This window comes from Nitrospira sp. Kam-Ns4a (assembly GCF_965152595.1).
In genome coordinates, this window is record NZ_OZ224218.1 from 950,979 (window position 1) to 962,527 (window position 11,549).

12 protein-coding genes are annotated in these 11,549 nt (G+C 67.0%); 9 read left to right on the forward strand and 3 right to left on the reverse strand.

All coding sequences use genetic code 11. The features are described from left to right. The first annotated feature begins 37 nt into the window (after positions 1-37). From iscU to iscX, 5 genes are all read left to right on the forward strand, one after another. Positions 38-442 carry a Fe-S cluster assembly scaffold IscU gene (iscU, locus tag ACWHYQ_RS04705; protein WP_447974582.1) on the forward strand — a complete coding sequence of 135 codons (405 nt, stop codon included), beginning with the start codon at positions 38-40 and terminating at the stop codon, positions 440-442. A 38-nt stretch (positions 443-480) separates the two neighbouring features. Continuing rightward, positions 481-834, forward strand: coding sequence for a HesB/IscA family protein (locus ACWHYQ_RS04710; protein ID WP_447974583.1), 354 nt, complete (start codon positions 481-483; stop codon positions 832-834). A gap of 103 nt (positions 835-937) precedes the next feature. After that, a complete protein-coding gene (gene hscB / locus ACWHYQ_RS04715; RefSeq protein ID WP_447974584.1) occupies positions 938-1,651 on the forward strand; it encodes a Fe-S protein assembly co-chaperone HscB in 714 nt (237 codons plus the stop codon). A 22-nt stretch (positions 1,652-1,673) separates the two neighbouring features. Then, the gene (gene dnaK, locus ACWHYQ_RS04720; RefSeq protein ID WP_447974585.1) at positions 1,674-3,494 is read left to right on the forward strand and encodes a molecular chaperone DnaK; all 1,821 of its coding nucleotides are present in this window, start codon (positions 1,674-1,676) and stop codon (positions 3,492-3,494) included. An 81-nt stretch (positions 3,495-3,575) separates the two neighbouring features. After that, a complete protein-coding gene (iscX, locus tag ACWHYQ_RS04725) occupies positions 3,576-3,788 on the forward strand; it encodes a Fe-S cluster assembly protein IscX (protein ID WP_447974586.1) in 213 nt (70 codons plus the stop codon). A 15-nt stretch (positions 3,789-3,803) separates the two neighbouring features. Here the strand turns inward: iscX and ACWHYQ_RS04730 are convergent, their stop codons facing one another. Beyond that, a complete protein-coding gene (locus tag ACWHYQ_RS04730; protein ID WP_447974587.1) occupies positions 3,804-6,209 on the reverse strand; it encodes a penicillin-binding protein 1A in 2,406 nt (801 codons plus the stop codon). 206 nt (positions 6,210-6,415) lie between these two features. Here ACWHYQ_RS04730 and typA point away from each other — a divergent pair, with 206 nt between their 5' ends. The 4 genes from typA (at position 6,416) to ACWHYQ_RS04750 (ending at position 10,162) form a co-directional block, all read left to right on the forward strand. Further along, positions 6,416-8,302 carry a translational GTPase TypA gene (typA, locus tag ACWHYQ_RS04735; RefSeq protein ID WP_447974588.1) on the forward strand — a complete coding sequence of 629 codons (1,887 nt, stop codon included), beginning with the start codon at positions 6,416-6,418 and terminating at the stop codon, positions 8,300-8,302. A gap of 41 nt (positions 8,303-8,343) precedes the next feature. Further along, positions 8,344-9,129, forward strand: a complete 786-nt coding sequence (locus tag ACWHYQ_RS04740; protein ID WP_447974589.1) for a hypothetical protein — start codon at positions 8,344-8,346, stop codon at positions 9,127-9,129. 153 nt (positions 9,130-9,282) lie between these two features. Continuing rightward, complete coding sequence (locus tag ACWHYQ_RS04745; protein WP_447974590.1) at positions 9,283-9,756, forward strand: peroxiredoxin; 474 nt, start codon at positions 9,283-9,285, stop codon at positions 9,754-9,756. Positions 9,757-9,826: 70 nt separating this feature from the next. Then, complete coding sequence (locus ACWHYQ_RS04750; protein ID WP_447974591.1) at positions 9,827-10,162, forward strand: thioredoxin family protein; 336 nt, start codon at positions 9,827-9,829, stop codon at positions 10,160-10,162. Here the strand turns inward: ACWHYQ_RS04750 and ACWHYQ_RS04755 are convergent. Then, positions 10,137-11,021, reverse strand: a complete 885-nt coding sequence (locus tag ACWHYQ_RS04755; RefSeq protein WP_447974592.1) for a 6-carboxytetrahydropterin synthase — start codon at positions 11,019-11,021, stop codon at positions 10,137-10,139. The genes ACWHYQ_RS04750 and ACWHYQ_RS04755 overlap by 26 nt on opposite strands. A gap of 170 nt (positions 11,022-11,191) precedes the next feature. Continuing rightward, a complete protein-coding gene (erpA, locus tag ACWHYQ_RS04760; RefSeq protein ID WP_447974593.1) occupies positions 11,192-11,512 on the reverse strand; it encodes an iron-sulfur cluster insertion protein ErpA in 321 nt (106 codons plus the stop codon). Positions 11,513-11,549 lie beyond the last annotated feature (37 nt).

Consider the following 11,549-nt stretch of genomic DNA (forward strand, 5'->3'; position numbering starts at 1 on the left):
CACTGAGTCCCGAGCAGGCGTGAAGGAGGAGCGGACCATGGCTTACAGCGAGAAAGTCGTTGACCACTTCAACAACCCGCGCAACATGGGCAGCTTCAAGAAGGACGAAGAGGGCGTGGGCACCGGGATCGTCGGCGCGCCGGAGTGCGGCGATGTGATGAAGCTCCAGATCAAGGTCCAGGGCGACCGGATCGTGGACGCCAAGTTCAAGACCTTCGGCTGCGGCTCGGCCATCGCGAGCTCGAGCCTGGCGACCGAATGGCTGAAGGGTAAGACGATCGAGGAAGCTTACAAGATCAAGAACACGGACATCGTCCAGGAGCTGAACCTCCCGCCGGTGAAAATCCACTGCTCGGTGCTGGCGGAGGATGCGATCAAGGCAGCCCTCAACGATTACAAGAAGAAGGCGGAGCAGGCGCAGGCGGCCAAGGCCGCGGAGTGAGGTCACGCGCGACCGCTCCAACGAACAGAGGAGCAGCGATGAGCACAGAGACGACACCGATCACCCCGATTGTGACGCTCAGCGAGAGCGCCGTGAAGGAAGTCAAGCGGCTCATGAACGTCCAGGGCATCACGGAAGGCGGCCTGCGGCTTGGCGTCAAGGGCGGTGGTTGCTCGGGGCTCAGCTACACGATCAACTTCGACGACAAGATCGGGCAGTTCGACACGGTGTACGAGATCGACGGGATCAAAGTCATCGTGGACGCCAAGAGCGCCATTTATCTCCAGGGCACCCAATTGGATTTCCACAAGGACCTGATGGGCGGCGCGTTCAAGTTCGTCAACCCGAACGCGCAGAAGACCTGCGGGTGCGGGGAATCGTTCTCGGCCTGATCCCTAGGCCATCTCCCTTTCCAGTTCTCGCGCGCGACCACGGGCCCGGCGCCGAGGGGGCCGGGCCCGTGGTCTGAGCGGATCACGCGAGGAAGGCGCCACCATGGAACGGACGCAGAAATCGGTTACGGGCCGCACCGAGCTGACGATGGCCCGGAGCATGTGTTGGCACTGCCAGTCTGAGGTCCACGGGGAATACCTGTGTGAGCGGTGCGTGAAGGTCCAGCCGCTCTCCAAGGAGCTGGACTATTTCACCTGCCTGGGGCTGCCCCGGCGCCTGATGATTGACCCGGCTGCGCTGGAGGCCCGGTTCTACCAACTCAGCCGGACCTTCCATCCGGATTTCTTCCATGGCAAGAGCGAGACCGAGCAGGCGATCGCGCTCGGCAACTCCGCCCTGCTCAACACCGCCTACCGGACGCTCAAGGACCCGATCAAGCGGGCGGAATACCTGCTGAGCCTGGAAGCTGGCGCGTGCAAGGACATCCGGACGGCGCCGCCCGCCGATCTCTTCGAGCAGATCCTCGCCCTGCAGGAGGACCTGGAGGAATTCCGCTCCGCCTCCGCCGGCGAGGCTTGCGAGGGAGTGACGGAGCTGCACGCGCGGCTCCAGAAGGACCGGGAGGATCTGGAGCGGCGCCAGCAGGAAATGGAGCGCCGCCTGTTCGAGCTGTTTGCGGCCTGGGATGCGCTCCAGGACCGGCCGACGGCCCCCGAGGCGGAGAAGACCGCCATCCTTCACGAGATGCGCGAACTCCTCTCCAACCGGACGTATCTCCGGAACATCGTGGACGACTTGGTCAGCACCCTCGGCTGAGCGGAAAGGACGCGAATCGGCTATGGCGCGCATCGTCGGCATTGACCTCGGCACCACCAACTCGCTGGTCGCTTACATGGACGGCCAGCAGCCCAAGGTTATCCCGGGCCGGAACGGCCGGACCCTGGTGCCGTCGGTGGTCGCACTGACCGACAATGGCCTGATCGTCGGCGACGCGGCCAAGGAGTACCTGGTGCGCGACCCCGCCCGCACCGTCTACTCGGTCAAGCGTTTCATGGGCAAGGGCCTGGCCGACGTCGCCGAGGAGTTGCGGTATTTCCCGTACCGGCTCCACGAGCAGGGCGGGGTGATCCGCATCCAGATCGGCGACAAGGCCTATTCCCCGCCCCAGATCTCCGCCATGATCCTGAAGGAGCTGAAGAGCCGGGCGGAGGCTTACTTGGGCGAGGAAATCACCAAGGCCGTCATCACCGTGCCGGCCTACTTCAACGATAGCCAGCGCCAGGCCACGAAAGACGCGGGGCTGATCGCAGGACTGGAGGTGGTGCGGATCATCAACGAGCCGACGGCCGCTTCGCTCGCCTACGGGCTCCAGAAGCGCACGCAGGGCCTCATCGCCGTCTACGACCTCGGCGGCGGCACCTTCGACATCTCTATCCTCAAGCTGAAGGACGGCATCTTCGAGGTGCTCGCGACCAACGGAAACACCCATCTCGGCGGCGACGACTTCGACCGGCGGATCGCGGACCTTCTCGTCCGGGAGGTGCGCGAGCAGCACGGCCTCGACCTCGAGCGCTTCCCCGACACGATGCAGACGGTTCGGCTGGAGGCCGAACGGGCGAAAATCCGGCTCTCGGACGAGCTGAAGACGCAGGTGGCGATCGAACTGCCGGAGGGCAAGGGCACGCTCCGGCGCGACCTGACCCGCGACGAACTGGAGCGGCTGGTCCTGGATCTGGTCGAGCGGACGCTCGGTCCCTGCCGCCTGGCCCTGAAGGACGCGGGGCTTCAGCCCGCCCAGGTGGATGAGGTCGTCCTCGTCGGCGGCGCGACGCGCATGCCGCTGGTGCGGCGGCGCGTGGAAGAGCTGTTTGGCAGGCAGCCGCACAGCGAGCTGAACCCCGATGAGGTGGTGGCCTTGGGCGCGGCGGTCCAGGCGGACATCCTGAGCGGCGGCACGCAGGACATGTTGCTGCTAGACGTGACCCCGCTCTCCCTGGGGATCGAGACCATGGGCGGGGTCATGAGCACGCTCATCCGCCGTAACACGACGATCCCAGCGAGCGCGAAGGAGATGTTCACGACCTACGTGGACGGGCAGACCTCGGTGGACATCCACATCCTGCAGGGCGAGCGCGAGCTAGCCAAGGACAACCGCAGCCTGGCCCGGTTCCAGCTCAAGGTGCCCCCGCTCCCGGCCGGGGTTCCGCGCGTGGAGGTGACCTTCCTGATCGACGCGAATGGCATCCTGAACGTGACGGCACGGGATGTCCGGACCGGCCAGAGCCAGTCCATTGCGGTGAAGCCGTCCTACGGGCTGACGGACGAGGAAGTGGAGCGGATGATCACGGACTCGTTCAAGTTCGCCGCGGAGGACTTGAAGGCGCGCCAGCTCATCGAGGCGCGGACGGAGGCCGACGCCATCCTCCGGGCGACCGAGAAGGCCTTGGGGCAGGGGGGCCACCTGATCGGGGGCGAGGAAGTGGCGGCCATCAAGGCCGCGGCGGCGGCGCTGGAAACGGCGAGGGCGCAGGAGGACCACAAAGCCATTCGGGCCCGGATCGCCGATCTCGAGCAGGCGACGCACCACCTGGCCGAAGTGCTGATGGATACGACGCTGAAGGAGGCGCTGCAGAACAGGAAGCTGTCGGATCTGCCATAACGGCGAGTGGCTCATAGCGACCCGTTCCCGAGCTCGCAGCTATGAGCTCCTTGCTATTCGCTATCAGCTTGAGGAGCAACGATGGACTTGAAATGGCAGGACAGTGAAGAGATCGCGATTCGTCTGCTGGAGACCCACCCGGATGTGGACCCTCTGACCGTCCGGTTCACCGACATGCACGCGTGGATCTGCGCGCTGCCGGAGTTCAAGGACGATCCCAAGAAGTCGAACGAGAAGATCCTCGAGGCCATCCAGATGGCCTGGCACCAGGAATATCGGGACTCCCGTTCCTGACCTCCCGTCCCATCGTCACCGCGCCTCCGCTCCGTCCGGCCCGCTCCCGCCAGTCGGCAGCTCCTGATCGAGCCGGTAGAAGTCCGCTGGCGCGATTCGCGGCGGCGCCGTCTCCGTGGGTTCCGTGCCCTTGGCGAACAGCTCCACCTGGCCGGCCCCGCCCTGCTCCGCAGGAAGCAAGCCGCTCGCGGGATCCACCTTCACGAACAGAATGTCCTCCGGGATCTCGAAGGGCATCTCCGGTAGCCCCTTCAGCGCCTCGGTCATGAATTCGACCCAGATCGGCAGCGCCGCGTGCGCGCCCGACTCCGTCTCCCCGAGCGTCCGCAGGTCGTCGAAGCCCACCCAGACGCCTGCCGCCAGGTTCGGCGTGTAGCCGATGAACCAGGCATCCGTGTAATCGTTGGTCGTGCCGGTCTTGCCCGCGATCGGCCGCTCGATCGTCTTGGCGAGCTGGCCAGTCCCGCGCTGGATCACGTCCTTGAGCATGTCGGTGAGCAGGTAGGCGGTCTCCTTGGCGATCACCTGCTTGGGTTCGAAGAGCGTCTGCTCGAGGACCTCGCCGGCGGCGTCCTGCACCCGCACGATCGCGTAGGGCTCCAGGCGCAGCCCCTGGTTCGCAAAGACCCCGTAGGCGGAGGTCAGCTCTAGCAACGTGACGCTGGAGGAGCCCAGGGCGAGTGAGAGGTCGTAGTTGAGCGGGCTTGTGATCCCGATCGTCTGGGCGAACTCGATGACTTTGCGCACCCCCACGCGCTCCAACAACCGCACCGTCGCCAGGTTGCGGGAATGGATCAGCGCCTCGCGGAGGCTGACCGGGCCGAAGAACTTCTTCTCGTAGTTCTCCGGCTTCCAGGTCTTCTCGGGATCCTCGTGCTCGTAGACCACCGGCGCGTCCACCACGATCGTGGCCGGGCTCAACCCTTCGGCGAGCGCGGTCGCGTAGATGATCGGCTTGAACGCGGAGCCCGGCTGGCGACGCGCGTGCACGGCGCGATTGTATTCGCTTCGCGTGAAGTCGTACCCGCCGACCATCGCGCGGATCGCGCCGGTGCGGGGATCGAGGGCGACGAGCCCGCCATCGACGACTGGCGTCTGGTCGAGCTGGAGGTGGACCGTGTCGCCCTCCACCTTCTTGACGGAGACCTCGATCACATCCCCCGGCTTGACGAGCTGCTTCACGTTCGCGACCACCGTCACGTCCTTGACCGGATCGCGGCCCTTGAGCCGCCGGCGCGCCCAGGCCATGTCGTCGAAGGCCAGACGGCCCACCATCGGGCCGACCTGCACGAGGACGTGGTCCCGCGCGACCTTCGTGACGACCCCCTGGAGGAGGGCGCCCAGCTTGGGCGCGGGCACCGGCGCCGAGGCCGGCGTCGCCACGGCCGCGAGCTGCGCGGGGTCCTGGCGCCCGAGCGGGCCGCGCCAGCCCTGGCGCTTGTCGAGGAGGTGGAGGTGCCTGCGCAAGGCAGCTTCGGCGGCCTGCTGCATCGGGACGTTCAGCGTGGTGAACACCTCGAGCCCGCCCTTGTACACCATCGCCTCGCCATACTTGGCGACGAGGTACTGCCGGACGTACTCGATGAAATAGGGCGCGATCTGTTCGGACCCCGGATGCCGGAAGGAGAGCGGCGCGGCCGCGGCCGCCTGGCGTTGCTCCGGCGTGATGAAGCGGGCGTCCTCCATGCGGGCCAGCACGTGCTCTTGACGCCGCTTGGCCCGCTCTAGGTTCTTGTACGGCGAATAGTTGTTGGGCGACTTCGGCAGGCCGGCGAGGAAGGCGCACTCCGGCAGCGTCAGCTCGGCAAGGCTCTTGCCGAAGTAGGTCTGGGCGGCCGCCGCGACCCCGTAGGCCCCCTGACCGAAGTAGATCTGGTTCAGGTACATCTCCAGGATCTGCTCCTTGGTCAGGATCAGCTCCATCTTGTAAGCGAGGATCAGTTCGCGCAGCTTCCGCCCGTAGGTCCGCTCGGGCGAGAGGAACAGCGAGCGGGCGAGCTGTTGCGTAATCGTGCTCGCGCCCTCGACCTTGCCGCCGTGGCGCAGGTTTGTCCAGACGGCGCGGAGGATGCCGATCACGTCGAGCCCCGGATGCTCGAAGAACCGGGCGTCCTCGACCGCGATCACAGCCTGGACCAGGTCCTGGGGGATGTCGGCTAGCGGCGTGAGGATGCGCCGCTCGACGTAGAACTGCCCGATGACCTGCCGGTCGTCGGAATAGACGCGGCTGACCAGGCTGGGCTGGTATTCCTGGAGGGTATCGAGCGGGGGCAGGTCGAGCGAGACGTACCACAGCAGGCCCGCCGCCGCCCCGCCCACCAGCATGAGGAGGAGGACGACCGCCAGCACGAGCCGGCGGCCCCAGCGGCGCGGGCCGCGGCGGCGACGCTCCGGAAGACGGTCTCTGAAATGGGACGACATAGGTGCAGGGCTCCACGGGGACCGGGGCGCGGCAGGCGTCGTTGTACCTTACAATGCGCCCCCTCGAAACTCAAGTTTCGCCGGCTGTCGCAGTAGGCCCCACGGGCGGCGCCGCGCGCTTGTCTTCGGGCAGAGCCTTCTGCTAGACTCCGCCGGGCGCCGCGATCCCGCGGCGTCTTTTTTTGTCCGGAGGAGCGCACGACCCGATGGATCCCAAGACCACGGATCTGGAAGAGCCGGCGTCCCGCTCGGCGACGGGGTGCCGCGCTGACATCCGCAACATCGCTATCATCGCCCACGTGGACCACGGCAAGACGACGCTCGTGGACGCGATGCTCCGCTACACGCACGCCCACCGCAAGATTCAGGAGATGGGCGAGCGCATCCTAGACTCGATGGACCAGGAGCGCGAGCGCGGGATCACGATCCGCGCGAAGAACGCGAGCGTGTTCTACCGAGGCGTCAAGATCAACCTCGTGGACACCCCGGGCCATGCAGACTTCGGCGGCGAGGTCGAGCGCACCCTCCGCATGGTGGACGGCGTGCTGCTCCTCGTGGACGCCAAGGAGGGCCCGATGCCCCAGACCACCTTCGTGCTCCGCAAGGCGCTCGCCCTGGGCCACCGGGCTATCGTGGTTATCAACAAGATCGACCGGCCGGACGCCGTCGCGGACGACGTGCTGAACCGGACCTTCGACCTGTTCGTTCACCTCGGGGCGACCAACGACCAGCTCGATTTCGCGACGGTCTACACCTCGGCCCTCAACGGCACGGCCACGCTGGATGTCACCAAGCCCGGGACCGACGTCGCGCCCCTGCTCGACACGATCGTCGCGCACCTCCCCGCCCCGACCATCAACGCGGCGGCCCCGCTCCAGATCCTCGTGCTCGCGCTCGCCCATGACCCCTATAAGGGCAGGATGGGCATCGGGAAGATCCAATCTGGTGCGATTGCCAAGCGCCAGAGCGTCGTCCGGATTACGCGCGCCGGGGACATTATCCCTGGCAAGGTGACGGCTCTCACGGTCTTCGCGGGCTTGGAGCGGGTCGAGGTGGAGCGGGCGGAGGCGGGCGAGATCGTCGCGGTGGCGGGCCTGCCGGAGATCGGCATCGGCGAGACCATCGCCGACGCAGCGCGGCCAGCCGCGCTGCCGCCAGTCTTCGTGGACGAACCAACCGTCCAGATGACCTTCGGGGTGAACACGAGCCCCTTTGCGGGCCGGGAGGGGCGATTCCTCACCTCCCGCCACCTGCGAGAGCGCCTGTTCAAGGAGCTGGAGACCAACGTCTCGCTGCGGGTGCAGGAGACGGACAGTTCCGACCGGTTCCTGGTCGCCGGCCGCGGCGAGTTGCACCTGGGCGTGCTGATCGAGCAGATGCGCCGGGAGGGCTATGAGCTGCAGGTCTCGCAACCCGAGGTCATCCTCCGCGAGGAACACGGTGTCCTCCTCGAACCCTACGAGGAGCTGACCGTGGACGTGCCCGCCGAGTATCAGGGGGCCGTCATCGAAGAGGTCGGCCGACGCCGCGGCCGGCTGCGGCACATGAAGCTCGTGCACGGCGAGGGGCAGGCCAGCGACATGCACCTGGAGTACGTGATTCCCACCCGCGGCGTCATCGGGCTCAAGCACGTCCTGGTCGCCAAGACCCGCGGCACGGTCGTCCTGCACCATGTCTTCGCAGGGTACGAGCCCGTCGAGGACCGCGCGCCGCTCGTCGCCCCGCACGGCTCGCTCGTCGCCTGTGAGGATGGGGTCAGCAACGCCTACGGCCTCTTCATAATCCAGGAGCGGGGCAGCTTGTTCATCGGGCCCGGCGAGGAGGTCTACCAGGGGATGGTGGTCGGCCAGCACAGCCGGGACGAGGACCTCGACGTGAACGTATGCAAGACGAAACACCTCACGAACATGCGCGCCTCCGGATCGGACGAGGCCTTGACCCTCACGCCGCCCCGGCAGGTGACCCTGGACTTCGCCCTCGAGTACATCGGCCCGGATGAGCTGGTCGAGGCGACGCCCAGCCGCATCCGCATCCGGAAACGCCTGCTCAACCCCGAGGAGCGCCGCAAGGCACGCAAGGACCGCAAGGCCTGACCGCCGCAGGCGGAGGCCCTTGCCCTCCGGACGGCACCATCATGAAGATCCGCCGCAAGCCCCCCAAGCCGGAGCGGGCCGCGCGTCCGCAGTACGTGATCGGCTTTTCGTCCGCGCCGCCCGCCCTGGCCGACCTCGTCCAGTGGTTCAACGTCAACTACGGCGGGCCGCTGACGCTGAGCGCCGACCAGCGCACCGCCGGCACCGGTGACGCACGATCGACAACGGTCCGGGCGACCCATGGTCCGTGGACGACGAGCCTCCGCCTGCCCGTGCCGGCGGCCGAGGCGGAGAGCTGGCGCGCGGCGCTGGGCTGGCGCCATCCGCACGCCGCAGTCGTCTTCCGGCCCGCCCTGCTACCCGCCCAAGCGGCCAACCTGGCCCTGCACGCGGCTCGATTGGCGCGCGGGCTGACCCTGCTGACCGAGGGCACGGCCTTCGACGGCCTCACCATGGCTTACCTGAATCCTTCCGACTGGCAGGCTCGGCCGCTCAACCACTTCCGCCTCCGCGACCATGTCGGGGTCGAGCAGGGAGAGGACGCCGGTCGCCAGTGGATCTACACGCAGGGGCTGGCGAAGCTCGGCCTCGACGAGCTGGAAACCTTCCGGCCCGCCGGCCTGCCGGTCGGCCCGGTGGCCGAGCGCCTGCTAGAGATCGCCGAGGAGCTGACGCGGCTCGGCCAGATGCCTCAGGTGGGTGCCGCGGTGTCCCTCTCCCTGCTCGGCTTGACGGTCCGGGTCGTTGGCTACCGGACCGCGGCCCCGTCCGGCCGGACCCTCCAGCTCCGCGCGGTCGAATGGACGCCGCTGGGCAGCGGCGGCTGAACTCTCGGAACAGGCTGGAAACTTGCGGAGTCTCACGATGCGAGGAGTCCGGCTTAGGCCTTTTGGGCAATTGACAAACTTTCGAGGGGCGTGCTACCACCTCTCGTCTGAGGCCAGACGGGCTCCTAACTAACCCTGCGAAGGAGGTTCGACATGGCGACAGACGTGGCTCCCGAAATCAAAGTGGGGGACATCGCCCCCGATTTTACGCTGAAGGACCAGGACCAGAAGGACGTCAAGCTCAGCGACTTTCGCGGGAAGAAGAACGTCGTCCTTGCCTTCTATCCGCTCGACTGGAGCCCGGTCTGCACGAACGAGAACAAGTGCCTGACGGACGACTTCCCGAAGTTCGAGGGCCTGAACGCCGTGGTCCTGGGCATCAGCACCGACAGCTTCTTCAGCCACAAGGCCTGGGCCGACGCGCTGGGACTCAAGCACACGCTGCTGTCCGACTATAACCGCGAGGTCGTCAAGAAGTACGGCCTGTACTTCGAGCCGCTGAACTGCGGGAAGCGCGCGACCGTCATCGTGGACAAGAACGGCAAGGTGGCCTACGTGAAGGTCCAGGAGATCAAGACCGCGCGGGACGACAAGGAGATCCTCGAAGCCCTCAAGAAGCTGAACTAATCGCGGCGGCGGGCGGAGGGTTCCGCCGAGGGCCCTCCGCCCGTCGCTCCCGCACGGAGGGACGGGCGCGGTGGCCGGCACGGTCGAGGATGTCAGCGACGCGAACTACGAGGAGTTCGTCCAGGCGCCCGCCGCCGTCGTCGCCTACGGGATCGCCTCGTGCGAGCCCTGCGCCCTCTACGATCCGATCCTGGAGCAGACCGCCGCGAAGTTCCCGTCGGTCCGCATCGGCAAGGCCAAGATGCACATCCCCGGCCGGTGCCGGGAGATCAAAAAACGGCACCAGTTCGAGACATACCCCACCACCCACCTCTTCGCGAAGGGCACGCTCGTGATGACTCGAGAGGGGAAGCTCGATGCGGACGAGCTGGCGGCGCTGATCAACGATTATCTCTTGCGCGGCTGAGACGTGGCTCGCGGCTCGCCGGCCCTGCGTACTCGTACCGGACCTCCGGGGACTCCTCCAACTCGATCCGCGCCAGCCGGCCGGGCGCGAGGGCCCGCTCCAGGAGCCCCCAGACAAGCCGAACCAGCCCCGCGCCCGTGGGGGGACGCTCCGCGAACTCGGGATCCCGATTCAGATCCCGGTGGTCCAGCCGCGCCAGCACCCGTTCGCGCACCAGCCGGTCCAAGGCGCCGAGCTCTACCACCATCCCGGTTTCGGGCGCGATCGGGCCGTGGACCGTCACGGCCAGCACGTAGTTGTGCCCATGCGGGTCGGCGCTGAAACAGCGGCCGAACCGCCGCCGCTGCTCGGCTTCGGAGAGGCCAGGCAGAGCCAGCCGGTGCGCGGCCGCGAAGGCGTACCGTCGGGTCACCGCGGCCCGCTTCTCGTCCGAGCCTCCGACCGCCCGGTCCCCCCGCGTCACGTCCACGAACAGATCCTCGTCCTCGTACAGCCGGACCCGCTCTAGCGTGCCGATCTCGGGGCGCGCATCGAGCAAGCCCCACAGGACGTGGGCGAGGTTCTCGCTGGTGGGGATGTCGCGTGCAAAGTAGGGCGTGTCGAGGTTCAGGTGCTTGTGATCGAATGCCTCTAGGACGTCCTTGAGCACCTGCTTCAGATCGTAGAGGTTCACCACCATCCCGTGGACGGGGTCCACTGGCCCCGCTACCGTGACTTCCAGGAGATAGTTGTGGCCGTGGCCGGGCGCGTTATGGCAGGCCCCGAAGGTGGCACGGTTCCGGGCGTCGTCCCACTCGTCGCGATGGTACCGATGGGCCGCCGCGAACTCGATGCGTTTGGTCAGCCGGACCTGGCTCATGAGACGCTCGTGCCGCCGCAGCGCTTTCAGCGATCAGCGTCCGGCCGGGAAGGGCAAACGAGAAGGGCCGGAGTTGCAGGCAACCCGGCCCTCTTCTCTCGCCTCCTGCCCGGCTGAAGGCCGGGGACCCGTTGCTCCCCGAGCACAACGGGGGATGCTGACAGCTTCCGCTACGCGCTGAAGGAGCTGCCGCACCCGCAGGTCGTCTTGGCCTGGGGATTCTTGATCGAGAAGCCCGACCCCTGCAGGCTGTCCACGTAGTCCACCTCAGCCCCCTGCAGCAACGGCGCACTCTGCGAGTCCAAAATCACCTTCACGCCGCCCTTCTCGAGCACCGTATCGTCATCGGACAGCTTGCTCTCGAAAGCCATCCCGTACTGGTAGCCATGACAGCCGCCGCCGCGCACGTAGATGCGCAGCCCGACGACGTCCTGCTCCTCCTTCATCAGCTCGAGAATCTTCTCTTCCGCCTTTGGCGTAATCGTCAACATGTTCGGCCTCCCTGTGAACCCCGTCACGCTTGGCTCC

Coding starts and splice junctions, on each gene's coding strand:
- iscU (WP_447974582.1), top strand. CDS start 38: ATGGCTTACAGCGAGAAAGTCGTTGACCACTTCAACAACCCGCGCAAC.
- ACWHYQ_RS04710 (WP_447974583.1), top strand. CDS start 481: ATGAGCACAGAGACGACACCGATCACCCCGATTGTGACGCTCAGCGAG.
- hscB (WP_447974584.1), top strand. CDS start 938: ATGGAACGGACGCAGAAATCGGTTACGGGCCGCACCGAGCTGACGATG.
- dnaK (WP_447974585.1), top strand. CDS start 1,674: ATGGCGCGCATCGTCGGCATTGACCTCGGCACCACCAACTCGCTGGTC.
- iscX (WP_447974586.1), top strand. CDS start 3,576: ATGGACTTGAAATGGCAGGACAGTGAAGAGATCGCGATTCGTCTGCTG.
- ACWHYQ_RS04730 (WP_447974587.1), bottom strand. CDS start 6,209: ATGTCGTCCCATTTCAGAGACCGTCTTCCGGAGCGTCGCCGCCGCGGC.
- typA (WP_447974588.1), top strand. CDS start 6,416: ATGGATCCCAAGACCACGGATCTGGAAGAGCCGGCGTCCCGCTCGGCG.
- ACWHYQ_RS04740 (WP_447974589.1), top strand. CDS start 8,344: ATGAAGATCCGCCGCAAGCCCCCCAAGCCGGAGCGGGCCGCGCGTCCG.
- ACWHYQ_RS04745 (WP_447974590.1), top strand. CDS start 9,283: ATGGCGACAGACGTGGCTCCCGAAATCAAAGTGGGGGACATCGCCCCC.
- ACWHYQ_RS04755 (WP_447974592.1), bottom strand. CDS start 11,021: ATGAGCCAGGTCCGGCTGACCAAACGCATCGAGTTCGCGGCGGCCCAT.
- erpA (WP_447974593.1), bottom strand. CDS start 11,512: ATGTTGACGATTACGCCAAAGGCGGAAGAGAAGATTCTCGAGCTGATG.